General features: G+C 42.5%; 15 protein-coding genes. 11 read left to right on the top strand and 4 right to left on the bottom strand.

What is annotated here, in order from left to right:
- Nucleotides 1-9: 9 nt before the first annotated feature.
- The 8 genes from rnc (at nt 10) to lepB (ending at nt 6,334) form a co-directional block, all read left to right on the top strand.
- Nucleotides 10-753, top strand: a complete 744-nt coding sequence (gene rnc, locus JWG44_RS15420; RefSeq protein ID WP_205275901.1) for a ribonuclease III — start codon at nt 10-12, stop codon at nt 751-753.
- 60 nt (nt 754-813) lie between these two features.
- On the top strand, nt 814-1,278 hold the full coding sequence (locus JWG44_RS15415; protein ID WP_205275900.1) for an NUDIX hydrolase: 465 nt from the start codon (nt 814-816) through the stop codon (nt 1,276-1,278).
- On the top strand, nt 1,275-2,366 hold the full coding sequence (gene aroB, locus JWG44_RS15410) for a 3-dehydroquinate synthase (RefSeq protein ID WP_205275899.1): 1,092 nt from the start codon (nt 1,275-1,277) through the stop codon (nt 2,364-2,366). Before JWG44_RS15415 ends, aroB begins: the two co-directional genes overlap by 4 nt.
- Nucleotides 2,366-3,247 (top strand): mechanosensitive ion channel domain-containing protein, encoded by an 882-nt coding sequence (locus JWG44_RS15405; RefSeq protein ID WP_205275898.1) that lies wholly within the window; start codon nt 2,366-2,368, stop codon nt 3,245-3,247. Before aroB ends, JWG44_RS15405 begins: the two co-directional genes overlap by 1 nt.
- A gap of 20 nt (nt 3,248-3,267) precedes the next feature.
- Complete coding sequence (locus JWG44_RS15400) at nt 3,268-3,648, top strand: hypothetical protein (RefSeq protein ID WP_205275897.1); 381 nt, start codon at nt 3,268-3,270, stop codon at nt 3,646-3,648.
- 535 nt (nt 3,649-4,183) lie between these two features.
- Complete coding sequence (locus tag JWG44_RS15395; protein ID WP_205275896.1) at nt 4,184-4,603, top strand: hypothetical protein; 420 nt, start codon at nt 4,184-4,186, stop codon at nt 4,601-4,603.
- 230 nt (nt 4,604-4,833) lie between these two features.
- Nucleotides 4,834-5,208, top strand: a complete 375-nt coding sequence (locus JWG44_RS15390) for an alpha/beta hydrolase (RefSeq protein ID WP_205275895.1) — start codon at nt 4,834-4,836, stop codon at nt 5,206-5,208.
- A gap of 94 nt (nt 5,209-5,302) precedes the next feature.
- Entirely contained in the window at nt 5,303-6,334 is a 1,032-nt protein-coding gene (gene lepB / locus JWG44_RS15385; protein WP_205275894.1) for a signal peptidase I, read from the top strand.
- Between the two features lie 695 nt (nt 6,335-7,029).
- On the opposite strand, the gene pyk is transcribed toward lepB, so the two are convergent.
- Nucleotides 7,030-8,457, bottom strand: coding sequence for a pyruvate kinase (pyk, locus tag JWG44_RS15380; RefSeq protein WP_205275893.1), 1,428 nt, complete (start codon nt 8,455-8,457; stop codon nt 7,030-7,032).
- Between the two features lie 103 nt (nt 8,458-8,560).
- On the opposite strand from pyk, the gene JWG44_RS15375 reads away from it, so the two are divergent.
- The 3 genes from JWG44_RS15375 to JWG44_RS15365 are packed head-to-tail and all read left to right on the top strand — an operon-like array spanning nt 8,561 to nt 11,397.
- Nucleotides 8,561-9,466, top strand: a complete 906-nt coding sequence (locus JWG44_RS15375) for a histone deacetylase family protein (protein ID WP_205275892.1) — start codon at nt 8,561-8,563, stop codon at nt 9,464-9,466.
- Nucleotides 9,467-9,470: 4 nt separating this feature from the next.
- Nucleotides 9,471-10,286 carry a hypothetical protein gene (locus JWG44_RS15370; RefSeq protein WP_205275891.1) on the top strand — a complete coding sequence of 272 codons (816 nt, stop codon included), beginning with the start codon at nt 9,471-9,473 and terminating at the stop codon, nt 10,284-10,286.
- A gap of 1 nt (nt 10,287) precedes the next feature.
- Entirely contained in the window at nt 10,288-11,397 is a 1,110-nt protein-coding gene (locus JWG44_RS15365; protein WP_205275890.1) for a SpoIIE family protein phosphatase, read from the top strand.
- A 385-nt stretch (nt 11,398-11,782) separates the two neighbouring features.
- Here JWG44_RS15365 and JWG44_RS15360 read toward each other — a convergent pair whose 3' ends face one another.
- From JWG44_RS15360 to JWG44_RS15350, 3 genes are all read right to left on the bottom strand, one after another.
- Entirely contained in the window at nt 11,783-13,591 is a 1,809-nt protein-coding gene (locus tag JWG44_RS15360; protein WP_205275941.1) for a hypothetical protein, read from the bottom strand.
- Between the two features lie 26 nt (nt 13,592-13,617).
- Entirely contained in the window at nt 13,618-14,103 is a 486-nt protein-coding gene (locus JWG44_RS15355; protein WP_205275889.1) for a putative lipoprotein, read from the bottom strand.
- Nucleotides 14,104-14,165: 62 nt separating this feature from the next.
- The gene (locus JWG44_RS15350) at nt 14,166-16,106 is read right to left on the bottom strand and encodes a glycoside hydrolase family 36 protein (RefSeq protein WP_205275888.1); all 1,941 of its coding nucleotides are present in this window, start codon (nt 16,104-16,106) and stop codon (nt 14,166-14,168) included.
- Nucleotides 16,107-16,156: the final 50 nt, after the last annotated feature.

Here is a 16,156-nt window from a genome sequence, read left to right as displayed (position 1 = left end):
TTCCCTCCTTTGATCTTTAAAAAATCACAAACTCCTTCTTCTCTCAAAAACCCCGAGCGGGTCAAAACTCTACAGAAACTTTCTAAAAAGATCGGAATCAAATTTTCCAATCTAGAATTTTACAATACCGCATTCATTCATAGTTCCTATAAAAATGAGAATCTGGAAATTCCGGAAGACAACGAACGTCTGGAATTCCTCGGAGATTCCGTTCTCGGTCTTGTAGCCGCGCGATATCTCTTTCAAAACTATCCCAGAGCGAGCGAAGGCGAATTGTCCCGGATTAAGTCGAGAATCGTCTCTACGCCCATTCTAAACGCAATCTCGGAGAAGTTAGGTCTTTCCGAGTATCTCTTGTTAGGCAAAGGAGAAGCGAGTTCTCAGGGAAAGGGGAGACGCAAACTTTCGGCGAATCTTTTCGAGTCCTTGGTCGGAGCGATCTATTTGGATCTCGGATTCGAGGCTTCCGAAAAATTCATATTAAAACATTTAATAGAATTTGCGGAAAATCCGGAAAAAGAGGAATCTGTCAGAGACTACAAAACTCAACTCCAGGAATACGCGCAGAAGAATTTTAAGATTCTTCCCGTTTATCGTATGAAAGGAGAATCTGGTCCGGATCACGCAAAGGTCTTTCAAGTTTCGGTTCGGATCCGTGATCAGTGGGAAGCGAGTGGAACCGGAGTGAGCAAAAAAGCCGCAGAACAAAACGCGGCTAAAGAACTTTACAATCGGATTAAAAGAGGGTCTTAGAAGAAAACGTCCCTCGCCAAATCAAGATTCAACGGATGAAAGGACGACAATCAAGATAGTATGGATTTTTTCTTTAAAAAGAAGGGAATGCGCGTAAGAGTCGCGGCTCTTATATTCAATTCCCAAAACGAAATCCTTCTCATTCAACAAAAGAAAAAAGATTCTTACTATTGGCTTTTGCCCGGAGGCGGAATCGAATTTGGTGAAAGCGCCGAAGACGCTCTTCGAAGAGAATTAAAAGAAGAACTTTCTCTGGAAATGAAATCGGCTGCCTTTTTACTTCTCAACGAATCCATCGAACCCGGCGGGAAAAGACATCTCATTCAACTCGTATTTTTAGTGAACGTAAAAAAGGAAGTTCCCGAACTCAATCTCAACGAAAAGGCGATCACCGGTTTCGGTTATTTTAGTCCGGCCGCCGTTCGAGAAATGGATCTTAGACCCGATATAAAATCCTTTCTTTTCGAAGGAGATTTGAGTCCGGCTCCCTTTATCAAAAGTATCTGGGTATCGGAAAAAAAATGAGTCATATCGAAACCATACAAGTGAATACGGAACACAAATCGGTTCCCGTACAACTTCATACGGACCTCTCCGGTTTATCGGAAGAGATCGCAAAACTTCCCGACGTTACTTCGATCTTCTTGATTACTGAAAGATCGATTCATTCTATCTATTCAAAGTATTTAGAAAAAGAACTTTCTTCTCTGGGAATTCGTTTTCAAGAGATCTATATCAAGGGCGGAGAAAAAGCAAAACACATCGAAAAGACCGGAGACGTCTACAATCAACTCATCAAACACGGTGCGGATCGTAAGTCTTTGATCCTTGCTTTCGGGGGCGGAGTGGTCGGAGACTTCGCGGGTTTTATCGCTTCCACTTTTTTGCGTGGAATTCGTTTTGTTCAGATTCCTACAACTCTTCTCGCTTGTGTGGATTCTTCCGTGGGCGGAAAGGTCGCGGTCAACGCGGATCTGGGTAAGAATATGGTCGGTTCCTTTTATCAGCCCGAATTTGTCTTTGCTCCTTTGTTTGCCCTTTCCACGCTCCCGGATCGGGAATGGAGATGTGGTCAAGCCGAGATCATCAAACATTCTCTTCTTTCCGGTGGAGAATACTGGGAAAAAGTGAAACAACATTCATTCCAAGATTTGAATGTGGATTCTCCCATTCTTCCTTATATGATCGCAGAATCGGTCCGTTTTAAGGCATCAGTCGTTTCGAGCGACGAGAAGGAAACGGGTCTTCGAAAAATTCTCAACTTGGGACATACTACCGCTCACGCGATCGAATCCGTTACGAAATATAAAAAATATTCGCATGGGGAAGCGGTCGCGATCGGGCTCGTTACGGCGCTTTTGATCAGCGAGGAAAAATCAGGTTTGAATCCGGAGACAACGAAGGAAACGATCGAGTCTTTGAAGAATTATGGACTTCCGTATCAGACAAAATTAAAATCGAAGGAACTCGCCAAACACATGCTGCACGATAAGAAGAACGTCGGCGGTTCGATCCGTTTTGTACTTCTGGAAAAACCGGGTTCTCCCGTGTATGATATTCCCGTCGATTCCCGCGACATCATCCTAAACATTCGAAAACAAAAAGGGCTGTAATGAATTTCGAATTCGATTTTTTCAAGTCCATCAATCCTTTGATCCTTCTCAAGATGAAGGAAAGAAGTCTTGCGGAAGAATTGATTCTTATCGTTTATTTTATTTTCTTTCTGATTCTTTCATACAGAGTGATTCTTTTTATTCTGGATTTTTTCAGACCTACGATAGACGTCACCGCGCGCTACAATCGAAGAAAGATGGCTCGGATGTCGTTTGTGATCCTCGGGTTGATCATTCTTCTTCCCGTAGCTTTTTCCGGACTTTCCTATCTTCCCACAGTGATGGGTCTTGCGGGAGCGGGGATCGTCATTTCCTTAAAAGATATCACTTTGAATTACGTGGGTTGGTTTTTTATCCACGGGAGCAACGGTTTTGAGGTGGGAGATAGGATAGAAATCGAAAGTGTTAGAGGAGACGTCATCAATATAGGAATGAATCGTTTTACCTTGATGGAAATTTCCTCGGATCCGAAATCGGACCAATCCACGAATCGACTCGTTCATTTTCCGAATCACTACGTGATCCTAAAGCCGATTGTCGTCGTAAAGGACAAGATGAATTATGTCTGGGATGAAATGAGGATTAAAATTCCTTACGACTCTGACTTCGAAAAAGCTGAAGAACTCCTAAACGGCATCGTTCAAAACAACGCGGTCATCAACCAGGAGGAGATCGATTATACTCTCCAGGAGCTTTCGAAAAATTATCTGGTTCGACTCGGGAAAACTTCCCCGATCGTTTATCTTTCGCTTGAGGAAGGAGGAATCCTTTTTTCCTTGCGTTATCTGTCGCACGTTCGTGAAAGAAGGGATATGAAAACTAAAATCGCACATACGATTCTGAAAGAATTCAAACTTTTTCCAGGTATTCGAATATTATAATATAGCTTAGGAATTTTTCTATGATCAATCCGGAGGACATCATTCAGTTCACGTTTTCCCAAGGGGCGGAGGTCCGTTACGTCGCGATTCGATGGAATGGCATAATCACAAAAAAACAACGTTCCGGAGTCGAAAACTCGTCTTCTTCCGATAGTGATTACTACGAGGAGCAGATCGTAAATCCGGCGTTGCTACTTCTCGCGAAACAAAGGGGAGACATTGATTGCGGGGGGTTGGATCATATCATCGTTTCATACGGAAATTTCTTTCAAATTGTTGCGCATTTGGCAAACGGTCATATTTCCATCTGTATTGAAAAACACGCTTTTCCGGAAGAATTTGCGAAGCGGACTTTTCCCGCATTCAAAGAGCGTTTTCCGGATCTCTATCGGAATCAATAAGGCAAGAGGTTTTGAGCGTTTCGGATTAGATTTGATGGATGACTCTTTTCGAAAACTTAAATACTTACAGCGCGTCCATAGATTCAATTTTACCTTATCAGAAAGATCAAGCTGCAAAGTTACTCTCGAGGATGCGTCTAATTTTTTTGAATGATTCCTATTCAAACCGTTCTCGTTTTTTGAAATCCTGCCGATCTGTTTTACGGCGATAGAAAGAATTACCGATCGTCTATCTTTCGTCTGAAGAAGGTGAAGTCCTTTTTGTTTACGTTACTTGTCGCACGTTCGGAAAAGAAGGGCATGAAAACAAAACTAGCCCCAGTGATTCTAAAGGGATTTAAACTTTTATATTTATTCTAAATATAGAATATTGTATTTTTTTATTCCCGCCTTTGAAAGATTCAATGTATAAAAATAGACTTGTCCTTTTGGTGCAGATATTTGAATGTTTCAATTCATCCGAATTCCCTCGAAAAAAAATTTCTTATGGGGTGAGAATCTATAAGAAGCGAAATGTTTATTTGAGGAGACTTTTATGAAATCGTTTGTAAAATCAATGCGGACTCTTGGATTCTTTTTGATCTTCGCAAATTTTATCCAATCTTGTGATTTCGACACCGAAGTCTCGATTCCGAAAGAAATCATCGTATCGAATCTTGAATCCGGAAGGGATCAAACAAATCATGGGCCTCGTGGTACTACAATCTATTCCAAGGATACAATCGTTTGGAATTGGATCGAGCGTGAAATTTCGAAATTTCGTTCTGGATGGAGATCTTACTACGCGACACTTCCCTCTAGAGGGATTCTTATCGATTTGGATCAAGGAAGAAGCTTGTTGATTCTCGATCACGTAATTCTCTATAAGACCAGAGACACGGTTTTATATCACGAATTTCAGAAAGAAAAGTTTTTGCAATTGCAACAGTTGATAATCGAAACGGGAGAGAAATAGACTCCGATAGTTTTAATTTTCTGAAAAAATTCTTAGCTCCGATATCAAGACGCGTTTTGGAGTTTCAGTTTAATTAAAATCCATGCATTGAACCAGATTCCCAAAAGAGGTCGTCGCCGAATTCTTACCTCCGAAATACAAAATCAAAAAACAAAGACTGATTTTACTTTGCGACGGAATGCCCTCGATTCCAAAAAGACAAGACCTTGCGGAATTCCTTTCTTTAAAAGGTGATCGCAAATTGCCCGGTCGTAGACTGGGAAAATTTAAAGGAAGAAGAATACGCCGAGACCTCAAATTCAAACTACGTTTCTTATCTGAAGGAAACGTTCGGGAACGCGTATCGGCTGCCCGAAAAAAATTGGAAAAAACTTTACGACGGGAAATTTTTCAATCCTTCCTTTTATGCGGAAGAATTGATTCCGGAAAAGATCCGCATGATTCACGCGTTAGACGATCCCTATGTTTCTGCAACAGTGGTGAAAAACTTTGCGGTTCGGACAAAGATTCGATTAAAACGTCTCAAAAGGGGAGGGCATTTGAGCACGGACCGGACCGTGAGAAAGTATTGGGATGAGATCCACCGGTTTTTTATTTCGGATTAAAACAAGCACTTGGATTGTATATTCGTTTTATGATTTCAATATTTTTCTTGGTTTGATTTTCTAAACGAAACGACAACATCGAAGTAACAAAAGTATGAAGCGAAAAATTATCGGAATTTTTTTAAATTTTATTTTCCCTCCCTTCGGTTTTTATTATCTCAAAGACCGTTTGTTGTTTTGGATTTTCTACGGATACACAGTCATCGCGGGTCTACTCGTTTCCGTTTTTACTTATATTCTTTTTGAAAACCGCTCGGGAAAATCCGCGTTATTTTTTCTCATCTTTTGTCTTTTATTGAATTGGGGAATCCTGATCTTTGCAACTCTCGTCTCGGAATCGAAGATCCGAACATCCGGTTCTCGGCGTTTTCCTTCTCCGTATTGGTTTTTGCCTGTGACTATTCTTCTTCTTTTGTTTTTAGGAATCGGAATCGACGAACTCGTAAAGGATCGAATCTTAAAAGGAAAGGTTCAACTTTCTTCGGGAATGGTTCCGAGTATAAACGTGAACGATACTTTCTATATTACGGAATTATTTTATAAGAAGGAATTAAAACGAGGCGATATTGTCGCCTATCAAAATGAAAAGGTGGGTCGTCAATCTCTCGGTAGGATCGTAGGTCTTCCGGGCGAAACCATTTTGATAAGCGAAGAGGCAACTTCGGATCATTTTTCCGTAACAAGAATTTTTGTGGACGGTGAAAAAATACCGCAAGAGAGATCGGAAAAAAAAGCTACGGAATTTCACTCCGGATTGGATTCCCAGGAAAGGATCGTTTTGGTGGAAGCTCTTGGCGATCGTATCGTTCCGATTCTGGAATCGAAGTCCGACTCGGGGATTCTTCTTTTTCCCAAGGTCAAACTTGCGGAAGATGAACTCTTTTTGTTGGGGGACAACCGGGACGGTTCCATCGATTCCAGAATGCTCGGGCCGATTTCCTTTGACCAAGTGATTGGAAAGTTCGCTTTTACCTATCTTTCTTCGAATCAGGATAAAGTCCCCACAAAAATCTGCGAAGGAGACCAGGACTATTTTTGTTCGTTGAAACGATTTTATAAAATTCTAATATTTCTTAACATTCGTTGGAGTTATCTGGGTTTTGATAATTCTCCGGTGAAGAGATGATTTTGCGGTTTTCCCTAAGACCTGTCGAGCTACAATAATCGAGAGACTCTGCGTCTTACAAAAGTAGGGATTCCAAAAGTGATTTTTTCCAAAACCTCCAAATGTAGGAACTCCAATGAAATTTTTTCGGCCATCGATTCTTTAGAAAGTTTGTACCGCGCTTGTGGGCTTACTTTGTGGGAACTCCCGCGTTTTCTTACGAAGATACCGGACGTTGGAAGCGGCTTTATTTCGATAAATTTTTTCGAAAAATATACGGATTTTTGTAAGAGTTCCTACATGGAAACCTTTTTAGAAAAATACTCGTAAACTGACTTGAAGTCCGTTTATAATTGACTCGCGGAAAAAACGATTCTTAAGAACTTTTCCCAAAACCCCGTCAAAATGTGGGAACTCTCACAGAGAAATTTGAATATTATAAAATGCAAATCTTTCGTATTTCAGTGGTTTAGAAAATGAAGTGGGGTTGTAGGAATTCCTACGCGAACGTTTTTTAAAAAAGGTTTGTGAACGGACTTTGAACCCGCGCGCCTCGATTCCATTGCGGAAAATCCTTCCTTTACGAGATTCTATAAAAACGATTCAAAACGGATTTTGTCTTCTCTCTTCTTGAAATTTTTAGAAAGAAGAATTTTTTCGATTCGTTCTTTGTCCCTTTGTCGGATCGAGAATGATTTTCTATGATTTTTTCGAAATCAATGGATCTTATAGATCTGTAAAAAATCCACGCTTCGGACGCTGGTTCCCGGAGCTCCGGAAAGAATCACTACCTTATCACCCGGAAAAAGAAACTCGTCTTCCTTGAGTTTTTGATTCATATAGGCGATCATATCTTCGAGTCTTGTAAAAAAAGGCATCACAAACGGAACCACACCTCTGTAGAGTTTCATCTTTCTCGCGGTTGTCGCAAACGGAGTAAAGGAATAGATCGGAACCTTGGGTCTCATCTCCGAAGTGATCAAAGCAGAATAACCGCTTCTTGTAAAATTTACGATCGCTTTTGCGTGAATTCCGTGCGCGATCTCTCTCGCCGCGTTTCCAAGCGCGGTTCTTTCGGATTCTAAAAACGTCTTCTTGATGTTCCAATGAATTTCGTAGATATGATCGATGGTTTCGGTTTCTTGGATGATTTTCGCCATGATCTCCACGGATTCAACGGGATAATGTCCGCTCGCGGATTCCGCCGATAACATCACTGCGTCCGTTCCGTCCATCACCGCGTTTGCGACGTCGCTCGCTTCGGCACGGGTCGGTCTTGGATTTTCGATCATCGATTCCAACATCTGAGTCGCGGTGATTACGGGTTTGCCCGCTTGATTGAGTTTGTAGATCAATTCTTTCTGAAGGATCGGAACCTTCTCCGTTTCGATCTCAACTCCAAGATCTCCTCTCGCGATCATAATTCCATCCGCGCGTTCTATGATCTCCTCGATGTTTCCGATCGCTTCGGGTCTTTCTATTTTTGCGATCAGTCCCGTATAAGTCCCGGCTAACAGAGATCTTGCCAATTCGAGATCGGCTCCGGTTCTCACAAAGCTGAGGGCAACGTAATCGACACCCAAGGAAAGTGCAAACTTTAGATCGTCTATGTCTTTCTCCGATAATGCGGGAGCGGAGATCGGAGTTCCCGGAAGATTGATTCCTTTGTTGCTCCAGAGAATTCCACCTACGATGACTTTTAACATCGCAGAGTCCGATTTTTTGGAGATGACTTTGAGAACTAGTTTTCCGTCGTCGATGAGAATCTTGTCTCCTTCCTTGATGTCCTGGATCAGATTCGGATAGGTACATCCGATCGTCCCTTCGTCTCCTTGGAGTTCCGCGTCGGGAACAATTTTGATTTCCTGATCCTTATGGAGTAGAATGGAGTTTAACTTTAATTTTCCGGTTCTGATTTTCGGGCCTTGAAGATCGGCCATGATTCCGAGTGGAAACCCGGATATTTGCTCACATTTTCGGAGCGTTTCGTAGACTCTCTTGTGGGATTCGTGAGTTCCGTGCGAAAAATTCATCCGCGCGATGTCCATTCCCGCCTTGAGAATGGAAAAAATGGTCTCTTCCGAAGAGGAAGCGGGGCCGATTGTGCAAACGATTTTGGTTTTTTTCCCGTTTAGGGTTTTCATGAACGGCAATTCTAAAGAAATGCCTTCCGTTGTTCCAGCGAATATTTCCTCTTTACGAACGGAAAGAGGAAAATAGAATGAACCAAAAATAGGCGTCCTCTCCTTGGAGAAGCAGTTAGAACGAATTGGATTAGTATATCATCCGGATTATAATATGGATCTGGGTCCCCACGTATTTCCGGCAAGGAAATACCAGATGGTTTATAATCTCGTAAAACAAGATCCTAAACTCGCGGATCTCTTTGTGCACAAACCGGACCCGGCCAAAGAGAAAGAATTGGCTTTGGTTCACACAAAAGAATTCTTAAAGGATTTTTTTTCCCTCAAACTTACGGAAAGAACTCAATACTCCGAACTTCCTCTTACAAAACAAATCGTCCAAAGTTTTGTACTCGCGGTCGGAGGAACGATTCTCTCTATGGAACTCACAAAAAAGTATAAATTCGTATATCATATCGGCGGCGGATTTCACCACAGTATGCCCGATCGTGCGGAAGGATTTTGTTATCTAAACGACGCGGCGATTGCGGGAAAATTATTCCAAAGACAAAATCCGGGAAAAAAAGTTCTCTATATCGATCTGGATCTTCACCAGGGAAACGGAAATTCCGTGGTATTTCAAAACGACCCGCATGTGTTTACGTTTTCCATGCATCAGGAAAATCTCTATCCAAAAAAAGAAAAGTCCGGAATGGACGTCGCTCTTCTGGAAGGAACGGACGATAAGAAGTATCACGAACTTTTGGAAGAATCTCTCGAGAAAATTTATTCTTCCTTTCAACCCGATCTTATCTTTTATATCGCGGGAGCGGATCCGTTTGAAGGAGATTCCTTGGGAGATTTGAAACTTACGTTTCAAGGTTTGAGAAAAAGAGATAAGATCGTAAAAGAATTCGCTCTTCGTGTGGATGCTCCCGTTGTGATTCTTCCGGCGGGAGGATATGCAAAGGACTTTCACGATACGGTCACGATTCACTACAATACGATCAAGGTATTTGCGGCCGATTAACGTTATGGGTATCTTTTCCGATTCGGATAAAAATAAGGGCAACCCCGGTTTTTTGGACGGTCAAGAACTTGGGATGATCGACATCTCTCGCGAATTTCAAACCTCTCTTGGAATTGAAAACAGCCTTTTCAATCGTTTCACGATCGAAGAAGTAAGGGTGATGATGGAAGATGCAGGAATGTTTCGCATTCTCGAGGCGAGAGGGTATTCCGATTTTCAGATCACCTTAGACGGAATCTCCGAAATGGACAATCGGATTTATATCAAAGATCCCTCCGGCGGGATTCTTGTTCACATGCGTTTAAAATTTTCAGACTTTCAGTTTAAAAAGCTGGATCAATCCTATAAGCTCGTTTATATTGACTGGCTCCTGACCCAGAACCTAAAAGCGAAAACGATGAACTTAAAAAAGAAACTCCATCAAGGTCAGGAATATCCCGGCCTAAGCGTGATGAACGAGATCACCGGTTTTATCCGAATTCTCGCCACCAAAATGGGAGCCTACGGAGCTTTTAATATTCCGGAATACTTTCACGACGCGGTTCTTTTTCATAAATCGTTTCAATTTGTGGATCCGGAAAAGGAAGGAAAGTTTCGTGCGATCCTTCAGTCTTTTAGTAGGACGAATTTGAGAGAACTCAGCAACGAAATTCACGGAGAAAAAATCTGCGATTCGACGACCGGAGAAGTTTACGTCTGGAAATACGGAGAGATGGTCTCTTGTATCAGCAATTATCTCGAATCGACTCTTTTTGACGAAGAATATTACAAAAAAGTGAAAAAGATCGTTTCAGGTACCCATTATATAAGGAAAGTCTAATATGGCAGAATTTTCCCTAAGACCGGAAATTATCATTCTCGACGACGATAGAGACGTAGGCGAGACACTGGAACTCATTCTTACTAAGCTGGGTTACCAGAGCGTATTTTTCGATTCGGTAGAACAGGGGAAACAGTATTTCGAAAAAGAACTCAATCCGATCGTTTTTCTGGACATCCACATGCCCGGAAGCAGCGGGCTCGAAATACTTCCTTATTTTAAGAATTTAGAATCTAAAACCCAGGTTATCATGATGACCGGGGAACGCGATATCAACAACGTAGTAACTTCTTTGACCCACAAGGCGAGCGACTTTCTTCTCAAACCGTTCTCCATACAGACGGTGCAAATCGCGATTCAAAGGGCCTTCGACTATTATACGATCCTAAAAGAAAGAGATCTAAGAGACGAAGTGATCATGAGAGATCTTCGACTCGCGTCCAGGGTTCAAGGAAAAATTTTTACGATTCCGGATCTTTCTCCCTTTCGAGTGGAAGCCGATATCACTCCCGTTTCCTTCGTAAGCGGGGATTTTAACGTGATTCTTAAAAAAGAAAAATCGATTCTTCTTCTTTTAGGGGACGTCGAGGATCACGGAGTCACTTCCGGTTTGATCGCACTTTTGATGACAACACTCGCAAGGGAAGAGTTTAAGAATTCGGACAATCCTTCTGAAATTCTGCACAAGATGAATCAGGAACTCTGCTTAAATATCGGGACTCACAGTATGACCGCGGCCTGTGTGGTCCTTTTTCCGGAACAAAAAAAGTTGGTCTATGCGAGAGGCGGTCATCCGTTTCCGGTTCACTTTCATAAGGAAGAATTTTCTTTTTTGAAGGAGAAATCGGGTCAGCTCATGGGAATTTTGGAAGAGGTCGAGTTTCCTAGTCACGAGGTTTCCGTGAATCCCGGAGATATCCTTTTTCTTTTTACGGATGGAATTATCAACAATCTCACTCATCCTCTGATTTCAGAGTTGAATCAAATCCACAAATCGGGTCAGGACGCGATTGGAAGAATGAAAAACTCGTTGGATACGTATGTCCGTTCCGCGATTCCCGCAAAAGAATACAGGGACGACGCTTCTTATATTTTGCTGGAAATCCGTTGAATCTTTTCGGTTTCCCGAATTTAGAAAGTGAGTGCAGGGTCTTTCCCTAAAACTAAAAAAGTAGGAACTCTTACTTTTCGGGACGTGGCACGGTTCAACGTTTTCGGTGGCCGATAACGTTGTGATTTGTAGGAACTCACACAAAAGATTCGAGTTTTACGGATCAGAATCTTTTCTGGCCCTTCTTAGGTTTTGAGACAAGACCTGAACTCTAATTTGAACAAAACTGAGATTTAGTCGAATTTATCTCAAAACGGACTTGAAGTCCGATACAACCTTTTTTACGGGAGTTTATCCTTTGTCGGACCAAATGTTCGATGGAAATTTCGGTTTACGGCGACTAATAGATGTCCTCGACGACGGATTTGATTTCGATCCGACACGATCAATCTTCATCTTGAAATTCAAAAAGTTCCTTCGGAAGTTCTTTCATCGGAACATAAGGAAACGTTCCTTTTCGAATATTAAAAAAAACGAATTCAGGCAGGCTGAAAAAAGCCGACTGAAAGCCCTTTTGAAGACGTTCGCCTTTGTCAAAGGGAAGACTGAATAAACCTAAGGTTGTGAGACCGACACCGGCGCTAAAATTCACGAATCCGTAGAGCGGTCGTTTCCAAAAAACGTCGTCCGTAAAAAGCGGGAAAAAAGGATCCTCCCGATTGGATTTGTAAATCGAAGAGGAAAACGTAAACGATTCCCGGAGCATCGTTCGAATCCCCGGTTCATTTTCCAAAATATCCCGGAGTTTTTTTCTTCTGTAGGAAAGAAGAACCGTATCCCCGGAATTTTTCCATCGTTTTGAAATCGAATAAGATGCGTAGAATGGGACGAGGGACGGTGAAAGTTTCGGGTCGATCTTTTCTCCCGGAAAAGATTTTTCCTTCAAGTCGAAGGTTTCCTGAACTCTTTTTACGATTTCCGTCGTACAATTTTCGGAAAGAAGATGAAAGGGATAGAGCTTTTTCAAACGGGAATGATATTCCGATTCCCTTTCTTTTGAAATTCTGGCGTATTCTTTGAGTTGCGAATTCTCCGGCAAAAACATCGAGATCAAAAAATAATTCTCTCTTTCCGGAATCAACTTTCCCGAATACATTCTTACGGGAATCGTTTTGGCAAGACCTTCTTGGAGTTCGAAGGCTCGGTTGGTGGCGTCCTCCCAGATCTGATATTCTTTTTCCGTAATAGAGTTTAGAGTCGAGATTTTTTCGCGGGCCAAGGAAACGATCGAAGAAGTTTCTCCTCCTATATGACGGACGTCTTCCCGATCTCTCGCTACTTCCCTATGAATGAGCGGAGAATCGTCGGGGAAACTGGAAAGAAATACCGGAAAACCGGATTCTAAACTTTCTTCGACGGCCTGCATCCTTCCAAACGCGACTAACGCGCTAAAAGCCCAGCCCGGATCTTGTTCCTCGAGGATTTGTAACAACCCTTCTTTTTGTTTTTGGAAGAATGTTTTTAAAAGTTCGATTTCTTTTTTGGACAGAGTTTCTTTTCGATCGGAGATCAGAAGTTCGGGATTCAGTCCCCATTCTTCCCTTAAAATTCGACAGAGTAAAATTCCTTCGAGTGTATCGCGGATTTTTAAATAAGGGCCTTGTGTAAAAAAGGGAAACCGGTTTGCCGAAACGTTTTCCGGCAAAGGAGGAAAAAAAACTTGGGTGAGCTCGTTCTCCGGGGATAAAACGTTTTCTTTTAAACGATTCTCCAATTCGGAAAGAAATCGTCTTCCGAGTTTTGTTTCCAATTCTTCTTTGAAATCCTTTGTAATTTTAGAATTCCGTTTTTCCGTGAAGTAGGCCGTCGCTCTCAACCCGATTTTTTTTTCGGGAGAATTCAATTCTTCAAAAAACTTTGCCTCTTTTTTGAGAACTTCCCAATTCTGCAAATGTTTGAATTGAACAAGATAGAGATGGTTGAGTCCGGATTCTAAGATCGCGATTTCTTTTTGGTTCCAGTCGAGTCTTGTAAGAACGCTCGTTCGATTGGAAAGAATATTATAACTAAACGCAAAGTCGTCATAGGATTCTCTTACGAGATGAAAGATATCGTCCGGAAAAAATTGATAATGATAGACCTTGTTTCCGACTCGGATTCCCGTATGTCCTCCGCTCGATTGTCCGGTGTTTGCGTCGACGTAGATAAAATCGGCGGTTGCGGGTGTGGAAAGAAGCCCCGCCGGAAATAGCAGGGCCGTCGACAAGAGAAGAAATAATCTCAGAGCTGAGAAAATCCTTTTTGAATGGATTCTACGATTTCAGGTTTGGAGGTTCCCAATCCTTGTACGAAGGTCTGGAATTTTTCTTCGTTTACTCCGGCTTTTTTCAATCCGCTTCCGATCCCGAGATACGTTACGCGCAACGCCTTCCAGTTTGTAAGTCCGTTTTGAAGCGCAAGGGTCGAAAGATCGTTTTTGAATTCGATTTCCTGAAATCCGTTTTCAACGTGCATCGCCGTGAGATCACGAACGTCTTTTAAATACGCCTTTTCTTTTTTTTCATCGTCTCCGGAAGAAGAGGAGAAGATGGAGCTTACGGAACCGGAGATCGATTTGATCGATCCGGAAAGACTTTGCAAAGAATCGGAAGATTTGCTGAGAGAGTTGATTCCTGTCGAGATCGATTCAGAGATAAAGCAGTGATTGAGGCTCATTATAAAAAGGCTTATGACCAAAGCCAAAACTTGTTTTTGAGTGCGTTTCATCAGATGGAGTCTCCGTGTGGTTTGTTTTTTCGGTTGGAATTTTATCCGGGATCGAATTCCAGTCAAACAACTTTTCCCGTTTGCAAAATTACGGATCCGAAGGCGGGAAGTTTTAATTTGAGAATTCCGGTCTTTGGAGAAAAGTCCAGAGACTCCGGAACCTTGCCCGTCCAGAAATCCGGGAACTGTTTTTGTTTCGTAACAAAAGGCGCTTGGATTTCGATCGTGTTTTCTACTTCACTCGGATTCCAAATTCCTAAAAAGCCCGCCGGATTATAAAGCGCCGGTGGAAAAAGTCCGGACGCGATTCCTACCGGAATCGGAGTTTTGCTTCTGCACTTCGCTCCGAGTTCCAAGGTTTTTTTCAAAAGAGAAAGTCTTTCTTCTCCGATCAAGGCAAGGTCGTCGCTCACAAGAATCATTCCTCCGCTCACAGCCATCACGCTCGCCATAAACTGAGTTTGCGCGGGTGTCATCTGATTTTTACTTTCTCTCACGAGAAGACAATCCGGATCGTTGTACCATAAGTTTCTGTGCATAGACGCGCGCGTGATATCGTTGATCAAAGCCCTTTCCGTGCAGAGCGCGTGACGATCGTTTACGAGAATTCTTTTCTTTTCCCTTCCCCAAAACGGAGCGACGTCGCAGCTGATTCTCATCGCGTCAAAAAGTCCGATCGAAGGATAGGTCGGAGCGCCACATCCCAAAAGAAAAACTTCCTTTCCAACTACCTTTCGGATAAATCGAATCGTGTCCGCATAACGTTTGTGAGGGGAAACTCCTCGGTCGTAGGTCCAACCCGGGAGCAAGGCCGCATATAAAAAGTCGAGTTTGAGATAGGGATATCCGTATTCTTTCACCAAGGTTCGAAAGACGTTTTCCAAAAAGTCTCGTGAAGTCGGATGTGTGACGTCGATACAATACGTGTAGTCCATTCCCCAAAGAGGATTCCAGAGCGCGGGCACCGGTTTTCCGTCCCGGTCTTTTAAAACGGCTTCGGGATATTTTTGGAAGAATTCCGATTTTTTTCTCACCAAAAAAGGAGCGAGCCAAATTCCCGGAGTGAGCTTTTCTCTTCGGATTTCTTCGGCTAAAAGACGCATTCCTCCGGGGAATTTATCGTTGGTTACAAGCCAGTCTCCGATCTCTTTCTGATAACCGTCGTCGATCTGGAAAAATTGGATCGGAAGTTTTTTCTCCTTCACGAGGGCCAGATTTTTCAAGATGATCTTTTCCGAAATTTTGGTGTAGTAGTGATACCAGGAACACCAGCCCGTTGGAACCTGAGTCGAAGAGAGTTTTACTTTATGAGCTTTTCCTAATTCGCTAAAATACTTTTTGAGATAGGCTTCGGGGCTCGTGTTAAAACGAACTACGCTGATCGGAGTTAAGGAAAGTTTATTTCCTCTAAAATCCTCGTAACGATAAAAGTCGTAGATCAAAGAAATTCCGGAATTCGGAAACCAGGATTTTTTCTTTTCGTCTTCGAGTTCTTGTTTTCGTTCCGAGGAAATCGCTCGGAACTTGATTCCTTGTTCTCCGGGCCCGGTCGCTCCCGCAAAATAATGAGGATCCTTGGTGGAAGAGAGGAGAAGAATCATTCCTTCACTGTGCCAGTCGCCGCCGACTCCCGAATGTTTTGTGTAGATATTCTCCTGGATGTATTGAAGAAATTCGAGACGAGGGGATTCGTCAGCCTCGCTCAAAGGGTGAACTCCGGTGAGACTCCAGGACTGATAACCGTGTTGAAAAATTTTCGGATCGTTTAGAGAATGCGGAGGAAGTTCGATCTCTAAGGTAAGAATTTCGGTTCCCGCCTTGGGTCTGAGTTCTCCGATCCATTCTAAAGTCGGTTTGTAAACGCTGTTCTTTCCCGTTTTTTTATAACCGAGCGCGAGAGAGAAGTTTCCGCAGTCGCTCTTTGTTTTTAGTTCTTTTCCTGAAAATTCGAAAGTGGAAACGAACGCGTCCTCATAGACTTTGTAGTTTAATATGGCTCTCATTTTTTTGTTCTATCGCTTTGGGTCGCCTTTCGTTTTTGCAAACGGGAACT

It is taken from the genome of Leptospira ainazelensis (genome assembly GCF_016918785.1).
Taxonomy (GTDB): Bacteria; Spirochaetota; Leptospiria; order Leptospirales; family Leptospiraceae; genus Leptospira; species Leptospira ainazelensis.
This window is presented reverse-complemented; position numbering and strand designations above follow the sequence as displayed.

Excerpts from the sequence above, each read along its gene's own strand:
- JWG44_RS15365 (WP_205275890.1), top strand. The coding sequence starts at position 10,288 with ATGGCAGAATTTTCCCTAAGACCGGAAATTATCATTCTCGACGACGAT.
- JWG44_RS15355 (WP_205275889.1), bottom strand. The coding sequence starts at position 14,103 with ATGAAACGCACTCAAAAACAAGTTTTGGCTTTGGTCATAAGCCTTTTT.
- JWG44_RS15400 (WP_205275897.1), top strand. The coding sequence starts at position 3,268 with ATGATCAATCCGGAGGACATCATTCAGTTCACGTTTTCCCAAGGGGCG.
- JWG44_RS15370 (WP_205275891.1), top strand. The coding sequence starts at position 9,471 with ATGGGTATCTTTTCCGATTCGGATAAAAATAAGGGCAACCCCGGTTTT.
- JWG44_RS15405 (WP_205275898.1), top strand. The coding sequence starts at position 2,366 with ATGAATTTCGAATTCGATTTTTTCAAGTCCATCAATCCTTTGATCCTT.
- lepB (WP_205275894.1), top strand. The coding sequence starts at position 5,303 with ATGAAGCGAAAAATTATCGGAATTTTTTTAAATTTTATTTTCCCTCCC.
- aroB (WP_205275899.1), top strand. The coding sequence starts at position 1,275 with ATGAGTCATATCGAAACCATACAAGTGAATACGGAACACAAATCGGTT.
- JWG44_RS15395 (WP_205275896.1), top strand. The coding sequence starts at position 4,184 with ATGAAATCGTTTGTAAAATCAATGCGGACTCTTGGATTCTTTTTGATC.
- JWG44_RS15350 (WP_205275888.1), bottom strand. The coding sequence starts at position 16,106 with ATGAGAGCCATATTAAACTACAAAGTCTATGAGGACGCGTTCGTTTCC.
- pyk (WP_205275893.1), bottom strand. The coding sequence starts at position 8,457 with ATGAAAACCCTAAACGGGAAAAAAACCAAAATCGTTTGCACAATCGGC.
- JWG44_RS15415 (WP_205275900.1), top strand. The coding sequence starts at position 814 with ATGGATTTTTTCTTTAAAAAGAAGGGAATGCGCGTAAGAGTCGCGGCT.